General features: G+C 72.8%; 16 protein-coding genes. 5 read left to right on the forward strand and 11 right to left on the reverse strand.

Going from position 1 to position 15,931, the window contains the following annotated elements; genetic code table 11:
- Positions 1-22: 22 nt before the first annotated feature.
- The 7 genes from ACH4RC_RS30960 to ACH4RC_RS30990 all read right to left on the reverse strand — a co-directional run bounded on the left by ACH4RC_RS30960 (position 23) and on the right by ACH4RC_RS30990 (position 5,965).
- Entirely contained in the window at positions 23-1,300 is a 1,278-nt protein-coding gene (locus ACH4RC_RS30960; protein WP_398206746.1) for a cytochrome P450, read from the reverse strand.
- Positions 1,297-1,911, reverse strand: coding sequence for a GTP-binding protein (locus ACH4RC_RS30965; RefSeq protein WP_398206748.1), 615 nt, complete (start codon positions 1,909-1,911; stop codon positions 1,297-1,299). The genes ACH4RC_RS30960 and ACH4RC_RS30965 overlap by 4 nt, the downstream gene beginning before the upstream one ends.
- The gene (locus tag ACH4RC_RS30970; protein WP_398206750.1) at positions 1,892-2,251 is read right to left on the reverse strand and encodes a DUF742 domain-containing protein; all 360 of its coding nucleotides are present in this window, start codon (positions 2,249-2,251) and stop codon (positions 1,892-1,894) included. Before ACH4RC_RS30970 ends, ACH4RC_RS30965 begins: the two co-directional genes overlap by 20 nt.
- Positions 2,248-2,667, reverse strand: a complete 420-nt coding sequence (locus tag ACH4RC_RS30975) for a roadblock/LC7 domain-containing protein (RefSeq protein WP_398206752.1) — start codon at positions 2,665-2,667, stop codon at positions 2,248-2,250. Before ACH4RC_RS30975 ends, ACH4RC_RS30970 begins: the two co-directional genes overlap by 4 nt.
- A gap of 108 nt (positions 2,668-2,775) precedes the next feature.
- Positions 2,776-4,419 carry an ATP-binding protein gene (locus tag ACH4RC_RS30980; protein WP_398206754.1) on the reverse strand — a complete coding sequence of 548 codons (1,644 nt, stop codon included), beginning with the start codon at positions 4,417-4,419 and terminating at the stop codon, positions 2,776-2,778.
- Positions 4,420-4,996: 577 nt separating this feature from the next.
- Positions 4,997-5,245 carry a zinc-ribbon domain-containing protein gene (locus ACH4RC_RS30985; RefSeq protein WP_398206756.1) on the reverse strand — a complete coding sequence of 83 codons (249 nt, stop codon included), beginning with the start codon at positions 5,243-5,245 and terminating at the stop codon, positions 4,997-4,999.
- 78 nt (positions 5,246-5,323) lie between these two features.
- On the reverse strand, positions 5,324-5,965 hold the full coding sequence (locus ACH4RC_RS30990) for a MerR family transcriptional regulator (protein ID WP_398206758.1): 642 nt from the start codon (positions 5,963-5,965) through the stop codon (positions 5,324-5,326).
- Positions 5,966-6,050: 85 nt separating this feature from the next.
- Here ACH4RC_RS30990 and ACH4RC_RS30995 point away from each other — a divergent pair, with 85 nt between their 5' ends.
- The 3 genes from ACH4RC_RS30995 to ACH4RC_RS31005 all read left to right on the forward strand — a co-directional run bounded on the left by ACH4RC_RS30995 (position 6,051) and on the right by ACH4RC_RS31005 (position 8,611).
- Positions 6,051-6,530 carry a DUF4188 domain-containing protein gene (locus ACH4RC_RS30995; RefSeq protein ID WP_398206760.1) on the forward strand — a complete coding sequence of 160 codons (480 nt, stop codon included), beginning with the start codon at positions 6,051-6,053 and terminating at the stop codon, positions 6,528-6,530.
- A gap of 95 nt (positions 6,531-6,625) precedes the next feature.
- Entirely contained in the window at positions 6,626-7,123 is a 498-nt protein-coding gene (locus ACH4RC_RS31000; RefSeq protein ID WP_398206762.1) for a peptidylprolyl isomerase, read from the forward strand.
- A gap of 159 nt (positions 7,124-7,282) precedes the next feature.
- Positions 7,283-8,611, forward strand: coding sequence for a S28 family serine protease (locus ACH4RC_RS31005; protein WP_398206764.1), 1,329 nt, complete (start codon positions 7,283-7,285; stop codon positions 8,609-8,611).
- A gap of 6 nt (positions 8,612-8,617) precedes the next feature.
- On the opposite strand, the gene ACH4RC_RS31010 is transcribed toward ACH4RC_RS31005, so the two are convergent.
- Entirely contained in the window at positions 8,618-10,798 is a 2,181-nt protein-coding gene (locus tag ACH4RC_RS31010) for an FUSC family protein (RefSeq protein ID WP_398207027.1), read from the reverse strand.
- Between the two features lie 223 nt (positions 10,799-11,021).
- Positions 11,022-12,662 carry a penicillin-binding transpeptidase domain-containing protein gene (locus tag ACH4RC_RS31015; RefSeq protein WP_398206766.1) on the reverse strand — a complete coding sequence of 547 codons (1,641 nt, stop codon included), beginning with the start codon at positions 12,660-12,662 and terminating at the stop codon, positions 11,022-11,024.
- A gap of 180 nt (positions 12,663-12,842) precedes the next feature.
- On the opposite strand from ACH4RC_RS31015, the gene ACH4RC_RS31020 reads away from it, so the two are divergent.
- A complete protein-coding gene (locus ACH4RC_RS31020) occupies positions 12,843-14,030 on the forward strand; it encodes an alpha/beta hydrolase family protein (RefSeq protein WP_398206768.1) in 1,188 nt (395 codons plus the stop codon).
- Between the two features lie 43 nt (positions 14,031-14,073).
- Here the strand turns inward: ACH4RC_RS31020 and ACH4RC_RS31025 are convergent, their stop codons facing one another.
- Together ACH4RC_RS31025 and ACH4RC_RS31030 are read right to left on the reverse strand one after the other, a co-directional pair.
- Positions 14,074-14,946: an SGNH/GDSL hydrolase family protein gene (locus ACH4RC_RS31025; protein WP_398206770.1), complete on the reverse strand. Its 873-nt coding sequence runs from the start codon at positions 14,944-14,946 to the stop codon at positions 14,074-14,076.
- A 174-nt stretch (positions 14,947-15,120) separates the two neighbouring features.
- Positions 15,121-15,282, reverse strand: a complete 162-nt coding sequence (locus ACH4RC_RS31030; protein ID WP_398206772.1) for a hypothetical protein — start codon at positions 15,280-15,282, stop codon at positions 15,121-15,123.
- A gap of 315 nt (positions 15,283-15,597) precedes the next feature.
- On the opposite strand from ACH4RC_RS31030, the gene ACH4RC_RS31035 reads away from it, so the two are divergent.
- Positions 15,598-15,807 (forward strand): hypothetical protein, encoded by a 210-nt coding sequence (locus ACH4RC_RS31035; protein WP_398206774.1) that lies wholly within the window; start codon positions 15,598-15,600, stop codon positions 15,805-15,807.
- Positions 15,808-15,931: the final 124 nt, after the last annotated feature.

A 15,931-nucleotide genomic window follows, 5' to 3' on the forward strand; every position in this document is an offset into this window, starting at 1 on the left:
CGCCCGGCTACCGCACGACGTGCTACTGCACGACCGGTGTGAAGCTGACCGGCAGCTCCGTGAGGCCCCGCATCCAGATCGAGGGCCGCCACCTCAGCTCCGCCGGGTCCACCGCCAGGACGATGTCCGGCAGCCGGTCCAGGAGCGTCTCCACCGCCGTACGGGCGATGACGTCGGCAAGGAGCGGAGCCGGGTACGGGCAGCGGTGCTCGCCGTTGCTGAACGACAGGTGCGCCGCGTTCTCCGCGCCCACGTGGGACTCCGGCCAGATCTGCGGGTCGGTGTTGGCGGCGGCGAGCCCGAGGACCAGACAGTCACCCGCGCGGATCTGCCGCCCGCCGAGCTGCGTGTCGCGCACGGCCCAGCGGCCGATGAAGTTCTGCGTCGGGGTGTCGAGCCACAGCACCTCGTTGAGCGCCTCGCCGACGCTGAGCCGGCCGCCCGACACGTTCAGGGCGAACCGCTCGTCCGTGAGGAGCAGGCGCAGCGTGTTGCAGATCCAGTTGGCCGTGGGCTGCTGGGCCGCGGCGATCACCGAGATCAGGTCCTGCACGATCTCCTCGTCGGTCAGCCCCGCCGGGTCCTGGATCATCCGCGAGGTGACGTCGGCGCCGGGCCGCTCCCGCTTCTCCTTCACGAGCTGCTGAATGCGCTCGCCGACGCGCACGTACGCGGCCACGGGGTCGTCGCCCTCGGCCGCGTCGAGGGAGATCTTCAGGTCGTCGACCAGATCCTGGGTCTCCGTGCCCGAGAGCGGCATCCCGCACATCCGCACCGCGGCGAGCATCGCGAGGGGGTGTGCGAACGCGTCCATCAGCTCGGCCTGGCCGCTGCCCGCGAACCCGGAGATCAGCCGGTCGGCGATGAGCGCGCACTCCCTGGCCAGCTCGAACTGGTCGACCTGTTCGAGGGCGTTCGTGATCACGCCCGCGCGCCGCCGGTGCTCGGCGCCCTCGGTGAACAGCACCGAGGGCTGGTAGCCGACGAACGGGAGGAGCGGCCAGTCCGCGGGGATGTGCTCCCACTGGTTCCAGCGCCGCGAGTCCCGCGCGAACAGCTCGTCGTGCGCGGTCACGTAGCTCACCTCGGAGTAGCCGAGTACCAGCCACGCGGGCACGTCCCCGTCGAGCAGCACCGGCGCGACCGGGCCGTGCTCGCGCCGCAGCGCGCGGTAGAGCTGGGACGGCGTCTGCTGGTACTCCAGGCCGCTGAGCGGGACCGCGCCCGCGTGCGCGGGGCAGCCGGGGGGTGCGGCGCCGGGGGCGGCCTCGGTCGAAGGGAGCGGGCTCTGCTCGGTCACGGTGTCGTCTCCTGGGCCATGGCCAGTGCGTAGAGGTGGTCCACGAGGGTGATGAGCACGTCCTTGCCGGACGATCTGACCCGGGCGTCGCAGTCGATCATCGGCACGTGCTCGGGCAGCGCGAGAGCCTGCCGTATCTCGTCGAGGGAGTGGCGCACGGGCTCGTCGTCGAAACGGTTGACCGCGACCACGAACGGTGTGCCGTGGTGCTCCAGGCGGTCGATCGCGTACCAGGAGTCGTCCATGCGGCGGGTGTCGACGAGGACGACCGCGCCGAGCGTCCCGGAGAACAGCCGGTCCCACAGGAACCAGAACCGCTCCTGGCCGGGCGCCCCGAACAAGTACAGGACCATACGGTCGTTGAGGCTGATGCGGCCGAAGTCGAAGGCGACCGTGGTCGTGGTCTTCGACGCCACGCCGGTCGTCTCGTCGACGCCGACCCCGGCCTGCGTCATCACCTCTTCGGTGTTGAGCGGCCGGATCTCGCTGACGGAGCGGACCAGCGTCGTCTTGCCGACGCCGAACCCGCCGACCACGACGATCTTCAGGCCGGTGTCCGCGAGGGCGCCGAGCGGTGTGCGTGCGGGCAGTTCAGAGGTTGCGGAGCCCATGGAGCACCTCCTTGAGAAGGTCGGAATCGGGGAGCGAGGCGATGGTGTCGGCCGCGCGCGGATGCCGGGCGGTGACCTTGCCGCCGGCGAGCAGGTCGCCGAGGAGGATCCGGACGACCGTGATCGGCAGCTTCAGCTCGGCCGCGATCTCGACGACGGCGGCCGGCTGCCGGCACATCTCCAGAATGCGAACGTGCTCGGACTGCATCCCCGCGACCGGCTCGCACTCGCTGACCACCAGCGTGACCAGGTCGAACGACTCGTCGTCGGCGCGGCTGCGGCCCCCCGTGACCGTGTAGAGCCGGTCCGGGTCGCCGGTGTCCACCGGCCGCCGTGTCATGAGGCGCCGCCTCCTGCGGGCGACTGGCGCGGCTCGGCCCGCAGGTGCTCGCCGATCTGCTCGACCAGCTCCGTCATCTGGTGGCCGACCACGCCCGGGTCGGCGTCCTCGTCGGCGACGACCGCCAGGTGCGCACCCTCGCCCGCGTCCACGATGAACAGCAGGCCGCCGTGGAACTCCGTCATCGAGTGCCGTACGCCGCCGGTCCCGTCGCCGAACTCGACCGAGGCGCCCTGCGCGAGGGCCTGGATGCCGGAGCAGATCGCCGCGAGCTGGTCGGCCTGGTCGAGGGTGAGGTGCTCGCTCCAGCACAGCTTGAGCCCGTCCCGGGACAGGACGAGGGCGTGCCGGGTGCCGGGGGTGCGCTGGAGCAGGCTCTCCAGGAGCCAGGTCAGGCTGGTGTCAGTGGTCTGCATGGCGGGGTCGGGCGGCGCTGCGTCCGGCTGGGCCGGAGACCGCCCGTGCCTCCAATCTCACGGTGTAGAGCGGGGGTTACGAGATGTCGGGGGGCGCGGGGGCGCGGCCTATTCGGGGCGGTCGGCGTCCTTGCCCTTGCGGCCGCGGTGGAAGGCGCCGAAGCGGGCGCCCGCGTCACGTCCCGGCGGGGTGACCCGGTCGGCGGCGGGCTGCTCGGACTGTCGCCCGCGCTGCTGTTCGGCGGCGGCCATGGTGCGCCCCGGCGGCCGTACCGGCAGCCCGTTCGGGGTGGCCGACGCGGGCTCGGCGGGCCGGGGTTCGCCCGGTCCCGGGAGCGCGGTGGGTTCGGCGGCGCGTTCGTGCGTCTCCGCCGGGGCCGGGCGCGGCGCGGGCAGGCCGGGGGAGTGCACGAGGTCGCGCTGCTGGGCGAGGAGCTGGGGCGGCAGCAGGACGACGACGCCGGTGCCGCCGCGCGAGGAGGGGCGGAAGTTGACGTCGATGCGGTACTTCGCGGCGAGCCGGCCGACGACGGCGAGCCCGAGCCGCGTGCCCTGCAGCGAGGCGAGGTCGGTGAGCTGCCCGGACACCGCCTGCTCGGCGCGGCGCATCGCCGCGTCGGCCATCTTCAGACCGCTGTCCTCGATGGTCACCACGAGCCCGGCGGACCGTTCCTCCACGTAGACGTGGACCTCGTCGATGGGCGGCGAGAAGTTGGCGGCGTTGTCCATCAGCTCGGCGAGGAGGTGCATGACGCCCTCGGCCGCGAACCCCGCGATCGCCGCGTCCGTGGCGCAGTGCAGCCGCACCCGCTGGTAGGCGGAGATCCGGCCGACGGCGCCGCGCAGCACGCTCTCCATCACGATCGGCTTGTTCCAGGCGCGGCTGGAGCGGCCGCCCATGAGCAGCGCGAGCCGGTCGGTCAGCAGGCCGAGCTGGGACGTGGCGTGGTCCAGGCGCAGCAGGTCGCCGAAGACCTCCTCGCCGTGGCGCTCCTGCATGGAGCGCAGGTCGGCGAGCATGCTGACGGACTTCGCCTGGACGCGGCTGAGCGCCTTGGCCGAGGCCGCCTGCGCGGCGGCCGAACCCCGCTCGCTGCGCGCGAGTTCACGCAGGGACGCCTCGGCAGGGACGCGCAGGAACGGGCTCTGCGGCCAGTCGAGCTCGGCGAGGACGGTCTCGGCCGACGAGCCCTCGCGCAGCCGGGCCACCGCGGCGGGAAACGTTTCCGCGGTGAGGCGCTCCAACTCCCGCCCCGCACGCTCCAGTTCGCCCCGGGCGGCGTCACGCTCCGCCGCGGCATGCGCGGCCTCCCGTACGCACGTCTCGACGGCGGCCGTGAACTCGTCCAGTATCCGGCGCAGTTGCGGGTCGGAGGGCACCGTGACCGGGCCCGTGCCCGCCGTCTCCCGCAGCCGGCGCAGGATGCCGGGCAGTGTCACGTTCACCAGCTGCGCCGACTCCGCCGCCTGCTGGGTCAGCCGGCCCTGCGCCTGCGCCAGTTCGGCCCGTGCCCGCGCGCCGGAACGGCGGGCGCGGGCGAGCAGCAGGGTGCCAGCGACGACGGCGACGGCCAGGCACACCCAGGCGACCGCGGCCGTCCACACCGCCCAGGCGCGGGCGGCCGACGGGGCGAGGGCCGCGGCGGCGCCGGCGGCGGCCGCCGCCACCACGAGCACGGCGAGCGCCGGGCCGAGCGGGGAGCGTTCCGCCTTGGCCATCGCGTGCGGGCTGGGGGGTGCAGGCACTGACATTCCGCGGGTCCCTCGGTCCTTGAGTGGGAAGCGACGAGCCGACCGGTCGAGTCGGCTGCGGGTCCGGCCGGCGGGCGTCGAAAGGGACGCCGATCTTCCGGACCGTACGGCGTTCATGCTAGTCATGCCGCGCGCCGAGCAGACCGGACAAGCCGGATAGTCCGCCCCACCGGTGACTTCGTCGTGAAGTCGCCGTCGGGCGGCGGGGGCGTGCTACCTCCCGGGCCGCCCGTTCCGGCATCGGAAACACGGAGATTCCGGACCGGCCGCGACGACGAAGACCTCCGGGACGGCCATCGGAACCCGGCCGACGGCCGCCGTGACCCAGTCGTGACCGAAGTTTTTCGGCCATCGTCGGCGGGTCCGGCGCCCTCGCGTCGGCCCTGCGGCGGCCCCGTGGCCCGACGGTCGCGCGGCCGCTGCCGGGACCCGCGAAAAAATTCCGCGACAGTCGTGCATGCCCCGGCCGAACCGGGGCACCCGCAGGTTGAGCGGCTCCAGCACCCCACCCCCCCCGGGCGCTCGAGTCTGTGGCCCCGTCGCCTCCTCTCCCCCCCTGTGAGGCGACGGGGCCTTCTCATGAGGCCGGGGCCGCCGGCCGCGCGAGCATGGCGTCCGCCCGCTCCTTGCCGATCTGGTGCTCGACGCCGCAGAGCGTGCACTGCGTGCGGAACTTCGTCGAGACCGGGAAGAGCGGGATGAAGAACAGCGTGAACTTCGTGACGTGCTTGCGCAGGGTGTGCGCCGTGGAGTTGCCGCAGTTGCCGCAGACGAGGGTGAGTACGGCGAGCTGGAAGACGTAGCCCCGCGTTCCGAAAATGATCATCGGTGGTCCTTCCCGTTCCGTGGCCACCGCCGGGCGGCCGGGGCCGGAACGTCATCGTAGGCAGCGGGCCCGCCGCTCTCACAAGCCGTAGCGCCGCGTGGAGTGCTCCTCCTGCGCCAGCCGGCGCAGTGCGAGCAGCACCGGCTCGAACAGGACGGCCGACGCGACGGCCGCCTCCGCCTTCTCGCCGTCCTCGTCGAACGCCTCGAGGCGCTCGATGTCGTGCTGTGCCACCCGCTCCATCTGGCGCGCGTACACCGCCAGGGACTCCGGGTCGTGCGCGTAGCCGAGACGGGCCAGCGTCGTGACGGTGGTGACCAGCGAGCGGTAGCTGGGGGACAGGGTGCCGATCTCGCGCGCGTGTTCCCAGCCGAGGGTGGCGAGGAGGTGGTCGACGACGGCCGTGACCTCGGCGGTGACGGGGTCGTCGGCGGGCGCGTCCGGCGGATGCGGCAGCGCCCAGAGCGCGGCGCCGAGGCGGATCGTCGTGCCGAGCGAGGCGTCGTCGACATGGGCGAGGACCTCCCGCGCGGTGGCCACCGGCACCCGGCCGATCTGGATCAGCGCCCGCACCAGGTTCAGCCGGCGCAGATGCGTCCCGTCGTACTCCGCCTGCGTCGCGCTGACCCGCCGGCCCGGCGCGAGCAGCCCTTCCCGCAGGTAGTACTTGATCGTGCCGACCGGTACCCCGCTGCGCTCGCCCAGCTCCGCAAGCCGCATGCCTTGTGCCCCCTCTTGGAAAGTGCCACTATCCAACCATTGTCAGCGCTCCTGCACACGAACTGCCCGACAGATCGGGGGAGTTGTGCCAACCTCACCACAGCTGGGCCGGACGACCACGGCCGCCGAGGGCGATGTCGTCGTCTTCCTCATCGGTATGCGCGTCAACCACCTCTGGGCGGTGCACCGCTGGCTCCCGGTGTTCTGCGCCATGCCCATGATGCTCAGGGAGCTCGGCAAGGACCGCGGCCTCGGCCTGCTCCACCACATCCTGGGCACCGCGAGCCCGCGCCAGTACTACGTCGTCCAGTACTGGGAGTCGAAGGAGAAGCTCCTCGCGTACGCCACCGCGTCCGACCGGCTCCACCGACCCTGGTGGGCCCGCGTCAACCGCTACGCGCGCAAGGGCGCGGGCCACGTCGGGCTCTGGCACGAGACCTACGTGGTCCCGGCCGGCTCCTACGAGGCCATCTACGGCGACATGCCGCCGTACGGACTCGGCAAGGCGTACGGGACGCGTCCGCTGGACGACGGGGTGCGGGCCCAGGACCGGCTCGCCGTCTGACACCCTCCGTGAGAATCGCGTCACACGGTGTACGGGTGCGGCCGCATCGCAGGGCCGAATCGGCAATCCGGGGGTCGTGATGAAAGGATTGCGGCATGGCAATCAAGACCTACTTCGACATCACGATCAACGGCGAGCCCGCCGGGCGGATCACGTTCAACCTCTTCGAGGACGTCGTCCCGAAGACCGCGGAGAACTTCCGCGCCCTGTGCACGGGCGAGAAGGGCTTCGGCTACGCCGGTTCCTCCTTCCACCGCGTCATCCCGGACTTCATGCTGCAGGGCGGCGACTTCACCGCCGGCAACGGCACGGGCGGCAAGAGCATCTACGGCGAGAAGTTCGCCGACGAGAACTTCACGCTCAAGCACACCAAGCCGGGCCAGCTCTCCATGGCCAACGCGGGCGCGAACACCAACGGCTCGCAGTTCTTCATCACGACCATCGTCACCGACTGGCTCGACGGCAAGCACGTCGTCTTCGGCGAGGTCGCGGACGACGAGAGCATGAAGCTCGTCAAGAAGATCGAGGCCCTGGGCTCCCGCTCCGGCGCCACCTCGGCCAAGATCACCATCGCCGCGTCCGGCCAGCTCTGACCGGCTGCCACTGACACGACACCCGGAGCCGGGACCCCGCCGCACAGGCGGGGCCCGGCTCCGGGTCATTTCCGCGTGACGCAACTCGGCTCCGGGCGCCTCGGGTTAAGGTCTCGATCACCGAGACCCACCTCACATTCCCCGGCCCGGGAGGCTTCCTTGCGTCTGCGCACCCTGCCCACGCTGCTGTTGTCCGCCGTTCTCACCGCGGGCGCCCTCGCCGCGACCGCCGCACCGGCGAGCGCCGCGACCCGCGCCGCGGCGTCCTTCGAGGACCAGCTGCGCGCGATACCCGGCGTCACCGTCACCGGTGTCACGGACAAGGAGGGCTACCCCCTCTACTCCCTGTCGATCACCCAGCCGGTCGACCACGAACACCCCCGCGCGGGCACCTTCCAGCAGCGCTTCACCCTCTGGCACAAGTCGGCGGCGAAGCCGGTCGTCTTCTACACCGGCGGCTACGGTCTCTCCTCGACCACCCGCGAACCCACCACGCTCCTCGACGCCAACCAGCTCAGCGTCGAGCACCGCTTCTTCGGCCCGTCCGTCCCGGCCGGCGGCACCCCGTGGAAGAAGATGACCGTCCAGCAGGAGGCCGCCGACGAGCACGCCATCGTGCGCGCGGTGCGTCCCCTGTACGCGAAGGCCTCGAAGTGGCTCGCCACCGGGGGCAGCAAGGGCGGCATGACCGCCACCTACCACTACCGCTTCTACCCGCGCGACTACGACGGCGTCGTCGCCTACGTCGCCCCGAACGACGCGGACAACAGAGACGACAGCACGTACGACCGCTTCTTCGGGTCGGTCGGCACGAAGGAGTGCCGCACCGCGCTCGACGCCGTCCAGCGCGAGATGCTCGTCCGCCGCTCCGCGCTCCTGCCGGAGTTCGAGAAGACCGCGCGGGACGCCGGCTACACCTTCACCGACACCCTCGGCACCACCGACCGCGCCTACGAGTTCGCCGTCCTGGACCAGGTGTGGAACTTCTGGCAGTCCGGCTCGATCGACAACTGCCCGACCGTCCCCGACGCGAAGACCGTCTCCGACGACGACCTGTACCAGTGGTCGCTCGACCACGGCCTGTCGATCTACGAGGACTCCACCCTCGGCGCCAACAGCTCGGGCCCCTACTACCGGCAGGCAGCGGCCCAGCTCGGCTGGGCGGACCTCGCCTTCAAGCACCTCAAGGGCGTGCGCCACTACCCGGACATCTACCAGCCGAACTCGGTGCTGCCCGCCGACATGCGGACCGGCTACGACGGCGCGGTCATCAAGGGCGTCGACAAGTGGGTGCGTACGGAGTCGCAGCGGATGCTGTTCGTGTACGGGCAGAACGACCCGTGGAGCGCGGAGCAGTTCAGGCCGAGCAAGCGCGACTCGTACAAGTACGTCGTGCCGAACTCCAACCACAACGCCCGGATCTCCGCGCTCCCGGCGGGCCAGCGGGACGCGGCGACCGCGACCATCAAGCGGTGGGCCGGTCAGTAGCAGCCCTCACTTCCGGGGCCCCACCGGGACGCCCAGCGGCCTGGCCAGACCGGTGATGCCTTCGTCGAGGCGTTGCAGGTGACGCAGGACGCGGAAGGTGACGGTGTTCGCGGCCGGGACGCCGAGGCCGTCGGTCTCCAGCATCGCGGCGATGCTCGCCCCCGACTCCACGGTGCCCGTCGTGTCCGTCTCATCGACGTGCGCGACGAGCACGCCGATGTTGTGGGCGATGCGCCGCGCGGCCCGGCCGAGGCGCGGGTCGGCGCCGACGCGCTTGCTGTACGGGACGAGCTCGGCGGTGGCCGCGAGGGAACGGGCGTGGTAGGCCGAGGTCTCCAGGAGCGCCACCAGATAGCGGACGGTCTGGCGGCGCTCCCGCAGCGGCGTGATCGGGTGGGTCAGGGGCCGGGTGGAGCCCCGGAGGTCGTCGAGGGCGGTGTCCAGGTCCCGCGCCTTGTCCAGGAGGTCGGCGGCGGGCCCGCCGCTGAGCTGGCTCACCGCGCCCGCCACGACGTCACCGAGGCGTTCGAGGACGGTGGCGAGCAGTTCGTCGGTGCGGCTGTCGGTCCGCACCGGGAGGATCAGGACGGCGGCGATGATGCCGCACGCGGCGCCGAGGGCCGTCTCCTCGATGCGCAGGATCAGCACGTCGAAGCTGTAGGTGTTCAGGAGCGTGTAGAGCAGCCCGAGCATCGCCGTCACGAAGAACGACATCAGCGCGTACGACAGCGGCGCCGTGAAGAACATCGCGAACACGCAGAGCAGGACCAGGACGAACGCGAGCCAGGTGTGGTCGCCCACCGCGCCCGCGAGGACCACACCCGCGACGACGCCGAGGACGGTGCCGAGCAGGCGCCGGTAGCCCTTGACGACGATCTCGCCGGTCGAGGCCGTGTTGAGGAAGACGACCCAGCAGGTCAGGACGGCCCAGTACCAGCGCTGGCTGGAGAGGAACTCGCCGCCGACGATGGCGAGCGCCGAGCCGACGGCGACCTGGAAGGCGGCCCGGGTGGTGGGCCGCCGGAGCCCCTTGGGGTCCTCGGCCTCCTCGGCGGCCGGGGCCTCCTTCTCGGCCGTTATCGACACGTCCTCCGCGTCGAACTCCTCGCGCGAACGCGTCGTGGCGGGGGAGTCGTCGGACTCGTCCTGCGGCCCGTCGAGCGCGAGGCGCAGACCCATCACGGCACGGGCCGCCTCACCGATGCCGCGGAACACGTCCTGCGCGGCGAGCGTGGCGCCCGGCGGGATGGCCTCCTCGTCGCGGTAGCCGAGCAGCCGGTTGCGTACGTGGGCGACGGCGGTGCCCCGGTTGGCGTCGGCGGGGCGCGACGCCAACAGGTACAGGGCGGACAGGTCGCGGCGGAGCGTGGCCGTCGCCTCGTCCTCGCGGGGCAGCAGTGAACCGGCCGCCGGGACCGGGGCGCCCGGCAGGTGGAGCGTCAGGGTGTCGGCGCGCTCGGCGCTGCGGGCGTTCAGGAGCAGCATCCCGAGGCGTTCGGCGGCGACCTCGGCGTCGGCGACACGGCGCTGGATCAGCGCGGCGGTCGCGTCGTCGCGGGCGCCGTCCTCCAGGCGGGCCTGGATCATCAGGGCCGCCTCGTGCAGCCGGGCCGTGTGGCGGCGCAGATCGTCGAGAACGTCGTCGAGTTCGCCGGGGGGCGCGTCGAGAAGGCGGGTCTGCGCGGTGACGAGCTGGCCGAGCCGGGCCCGGAACGCCTCGCGCAGTCGCCCGAGGACGCGCTGCGGCGTCTCCGGCACGAGCACGAAACGAGCGATCGCGCTGCACGCGAAGGCGATCGTCAACGTGGCGTAGAGCGTGGGCAGTTGGCTGACCGTCGCGTTCACGAACAGGGACACGAAGTAGACCTGGAAGCCGATCAGGCCGAGCGCGGTGCCCCGGTCGCCGAATCTGCGACTGTAAACCGCGGCGAAGATGAGTGCGACGAAGAACAGGTCACCGGCGACGACATGGCTGTGCAGGAGCGCGCCCAGCGACATCGCCACGAGCGCCATCGGCAGGCCGAGCGCGAGCGTCGCCGCCTGCCCGCGCACCGTCTTCTCGCGGATCGCGAACGTGCCGACCATCGCCGCCATCGCACCCGCGACCATGTGCGTGACCTGGGTCCCGGCCAGGCCGAGCACCGCGAGGGCGAGGCCGATCGCGGCGACCGTCCGCAGCCCGGCCATCAACCGCAGCAGTCCGGGGTCGGATGCCACGAAGCGGTCCCACGTACCGGCCCGGCTGGGCCGTCGCGCCACCTGGGTCACTCGAGTCACTCCAAGATCGATCCGACGTTCGTGCCCCCGAGCATACGAGGATGCGAACGCGGCCTTGGCGTGAGCATGGCCTGGGCTTTCGCGCGGGGCCCGACCGCCGTCCGCAAGCCTGGGCGATGTTCACGGAGCTGAATCAGCGACCCCCTGACGACATGTCCGCGCCGGCCGATCGCAGCACCGCGGCCACGAGCGGGCCCGAGGTCTCGCCGCCCCGGCCGCCGCGCACCATCACCGCCGCCGCGGCGAGGTCACCGCGCCAGGCCGCGAACCAGCCGTTGGGCTTCTCCTGCCCGGTCACCTCGGCGGAGCCGGTCTTCGCGCCGACGTCCCCGCGCAGCCCCGCCATGGCGCCCGCCGCGGAGCCGGACGTCGCCGTGGTGTGCAGCAGGTCCCGCAGCTGTTCGTGGGCGCGCGGCGACAGGGCACGCCGCGCCGAGGCGAGCCTGCGGTGATCGACCGAGGGCGCGACGAGATAGGGCTGCCGGAACCGCCCCGTCCGGGCCGTCGAGACGACCGAGGCCATGGTCAGCGGGTTCATCCGCACCCGCGCCTGCCCGATGAGGGACGCCGCCTTGGACGCGGCGTGCTCGACCGGCACCGCCCCGTCGAACGCGTCGACGCCGACCGACCAGCCCGTGCCGATCCCGAAGACGTCCCGGGCCTGCCGGGACAGGTCGTCGTCCGCGAGCCTGCCCGCCTGCGAGACGAAGGCGGTGTTGCACGACGCGGCGAAACAGTCCCGGAAGGTGCCGCCGCTGATGTCGGAGTCGTCGACATTGTGGAACTGCCAGCCGCCGTAGGAAGCGGTCTTCGGGCACGGATGCGGCTTGTCCGGATCGGCGATCTTCTTCTCCAGGAGCAGCGAGCCAGTGATCATCTTCATGGTCGAGCCGGGCGCGAGCCGCCCTTCGAGAGCCCTGTTCCCCGCGCCTTCGCCCGAGTCGGCGACCGCCAGAATCTCTCCGGTCGACGGCTTGAGCACCACGATCGAGGCGTCGGCGCGGCGCGCGACCTCCCGCTCCGCCGCCTTCTGCACGCGCGCGTCGAGCGTCGTCCGCAGCCGTCCGGGCGCGCCCTCGGGGACGGAGAGCACCGGCGTGCCGCCCGGCGGTCTCGCGTGCGCACCGGCCGCGCCCGCCGCCGCGAGCCGCAACTCGACCCCCGGCGTGCCGCCCGCCGTCTTCCCGTACGTCCGCCGCAGCCCGTCCACGAGCGGGCCGAGCGAGGAGAGCGCCCGGGTGTCGAGGGTGTGGCCGTCGCGGTCGAGCGCGCGGACCGGCGCGTCCCCGGCCTGCCGCGCCACCAGCCGTTCGCCCTGTCCGAGCCCCGGGTGCAGCACCCGCGGCTCCCAGCGCACGACGGCCTTCCCGTCCCCGGCGCGACGCACGACGGTCAGCGCGGTCCTGTAGGCCAGCGGAGCGCGAGCCCCTTCGTACGCGAACTCGGCCTTCACGGAGAACGGCACCCGCGCGCCCGCCGCGGCGCCCGGGCGCAGGTCACGCGCCACGAGGTGGGCGCCCTTCCGGTAGTCGCGCAGTGCGGCACCGGCCGCCCGCGCGTCGTCCGTACGGTCCGCCGCCGCGGCCGTGTCGCCGTCGGCCCAGGCGTCGAGGAAACCGTGCGCGGCCGAGCGGACCTCCGCCGCCGACAGGGGCCCGGTCCGCGGGGCGTCGTCACCGCCGAACGCGGCCCAGGCGCCGGCCCCCGCACCGGCGAGGCCGAGCGTGGCCGCGCCCGCGATCCAGAGGTGCCGTCTCCTGCGCTCGCCGCTCACGGGTCTCCGCCCTGCCGCCTGTAGGTGCCTGGGCTCTCACCGTAGGGCGGGGGAAAGGCCGCTTCCTGTCGGAGTGAGCTGTTCAGGGGCGTGCGCGCGGCGGTGCCGGGGGATGCCCCCCGACGACGCGGCGGGTCAGCCGGATGGTGCGGCGCACCCCCGCTCGGCCAGCCTGGACGCATGGACGATCACGAGATCACCGCACCCTTCCGGCCCGCCCGCCGCTCCGTACTCGCCGTCGGCGCCGCTCTGTCGGCGCTCGGCGCGACCCCGGCGGCCGCCGCCACGCGGGCCCGCGCGAGCGACCGCGTACGGCTGCGGCTGCCCGCGCCGACGGGCCCGTACGCCGTGGGCACGACACGGCTCCACCTGGTGGACAGGGCGCGGCGCGACCCGTGGACGGGCGACCGGGTCCGCGAGGTGATGGCGGACGTGCGCTACCCGGCCCGCTCGGTGTCCGGGCACCCGCGCGCCGCTCAGATGACCGCGCGGGAGGCGGCGGGCTTCGACCGGCTCAACAACTTCGCGGGGCTGCCCGCGGGCCGCGTCGACTGGGCCGCGACCCGCACCTTCGCCCACCGCTCGGCGCCGCTGGCCCGCACCGCGCCGCACCCGGTGGTGCTGTACTCGCCCGGCGTCCTCGACCCGCGCACGCTCGGCACCACCCTGACCGACGAACTCGCCTCGCACGGCTACGTGGTCATCGCGATCGACCACCCCTACGACGTGTCGGCCGTCGAGTTCCCCGACGGGCGCGTGGCGACGAGCCGGCTGCCCGAGGAGTTCGCCGCCGCGCAGAAGGCGGGCGGGGCCGCGGTGACGTCCCTCCTGGAGAAGACCACTGCGGTCCGCGTCGCCGACCTCCGCTCCGTCCTGGACACGGTGGAGCGCGCCTTCGACGACGGACGGCTCCGCCGGGCGCCCGTCGGCGCGTTCGGCCAGTCCGCGGGCGGCTTCGCCGCCCTCCAGGCGCTCCACGACGACCGGCGCCTCGCCGCGGCGGCCGACCTGGACGGGGTCCTCGCGTACGTCCAGGACGACCGGGACGAGGGCCACTTGTCCACCGTCGCGGCCGAGGGCACGGACCGCCCGGTGCTTCTGATGGGCAGCGACGGCAACGACCGCACCACCGTGCCCTCCTGGCGCGAGCTGTGGCGGCACAGCACCGGATGGCGTCGCGAGCTCACCCTCGGCGGCTCCCGGCACGCCACGTACACCGACGCGGCGACGTTGCTCCCGCCGGTCGCCGCGGCGCTGGACCTGGACCGGGAGACGCTGACCGGCTGGGTCGGCACGATTCCGACGGCCCGCGCGGTCGCGGTCCAGCGCGCGCAGGTGACCGCTTTCTTCGACCGGCATCTATGGTGAGACGGTCTGCGTGCAGCCGCTCACCACCGGCGGGCCGTCGCTCCTACAGGCCGAGGGCGCCGATCGCGAGGTCCGCCATCGCCGCTTCGCCGCGGGCGTTGGGGTGCACAGGGACGAAGTTCGTGCCGAACAGCGCGGGCTCCACCCAGCGCGTGCCGGCCGACTGACAGGCGTCGTGGCCTTCCGACGCCTTGGACAGGTCCACGTAGATCGCGCCGGTCTCGGCGGCGGCGCGCCGCACCGCGTCGTTCAGGTGGGTCTGGATGTCGCGCACGTACGGTACGTCGCCGGAGGCGATCGGCATCTTGAGGAAACAGCCCGCCTTCGCCGTGGGCGGCATGATCCACGGGTAGCCGAGGATCGCGACGCGCGCCTGCGGCGCCTTGTTCCTGGTCGCCTGGAGGGCCGCCTTCACCGCCGGGTACGTCTTGTTGTCGATGTCGTCGGTGAACGTGTCCCCGTACAGGGTCGTGCACGGATGCCCCTGCCCGGCCGTGGCGATGCCCGCGGAGGCGCAGGCCAGGACGGTGCTGATGAAGGTGTTGTTGTCGTTGCCGCCGATCGTCATGGTCACGAGGCGGGTGTCGGCGCCGAGGGCGTCGAGCTGCGGGGGGACGCCGGGGTACTGCGCTCCGGCGTAGTCCTTCGTCTGGGCCGCGCCGCAGGTCACGTCCTTGAGCGTGGCGCCGGTGCGCTGGGCGAGGACGTGCGGGTAGTTGGCGGTGGAGCGGGCGCAGAGCGGGCTGGCGGACGGGTCGAGCGGGAGGACGCCGGACGCGGCGCTGTAGCTGTCACCGAGCGCGACGTACGGCAGGGGCTGCGGTGCGGCCTGTGCCGGGGCGGTGAGGCCGAGGCCCGCCACGGTCGCGGCCACCGCCACGGCGGCGCAGTGCTTCATGAACGCGCGAATCGCCATCTGTTGCTCCTTCGAAACCTTCTCGGCGCACAGCCAAGTTCCGGATGAGACAGGGGATTTCAGCGCTGACAGTTGAAGCTACCGACGAGTTCGAATTTGCGTCAATAGGCGTGCACGCGGTCGTGGCGCGAGGTGCGCGAGGTGCGCGAGGTGCGGGAGCGAGCCGGCGTGCGCTCAGCCGTTCCGCGCCGCGTCCTGGGGGATGTCGAAGTCGAGGACATCCTCCGCGGTGCGCTCGGTCTGGTGTGCCGCTTCGCGCACATCGGCGAGCACGTCACCCTGCTCGTCGACGAGACGGTCGTAGATGGGCGCCGGGGCGGTGGACGGTGCGGGCACGGTACGAAGCTCCTGATCTGTGTGGCACGAGCTGCCACCTGGTGGTCCAAGACAGAAGGGGACCCTACGCTTCCGCTTCTGCCGCCGGTCGGGCGGGGTGCGGCGTGAGACCGGGGGCGGGCTGGCCGAAAGGCGCGGCGGTGCGCGGAGAGCTGGGGTGCGGGGGCAGCGGAGTGGCGGGCGAGTGCGGTGATGTCGGGGCAGGGTTCGCATTCCGGAAGAGTTCGGGCCAAGTGCGGGCAAGTCCGGGACGGCGGGAGCGAGGGGACGCTACACAGAAGTGGGGGAGCACGGTGGACTGGGGAGGGCCGAGACGTGGTCACCATCGATGTCGCAGTGATCCTGGCGATCGTCGCCATCCTGCTGCTGCGCCGCCCGGTCGCCCCGCGGAAGCGGGGGGACACGGTCCTTGTGATGCTGATCCTTCTCGTCCTCGGCGTGCTCATCGCCCCGACCGCGCTGGGGCAGGCGATCACGGACATGATGGGCGAGCTCTCGGACGCGCTCACCTCGATCGGCGACTGACCGGGCACCGCCGCGTGCCGGACCCGGGCACATGAGGATCAGAGATGCCCAGGACGAGGACCGGGAGCGCGTCCGGCCGTTCTGGCGGCGGATCGTCCGCGCCGGGGAGACGTACACCTGGGAC

The sequence above is a fragment of the Streptomyces sp. NPDC016845 genome (assembly GCF_044332585.1).
Taxonomy (GTDB): Bacteria; Actinomycetota; Actinomycetes; order Streptomycetales; family Streptomycetaceae; genus Streptomyces.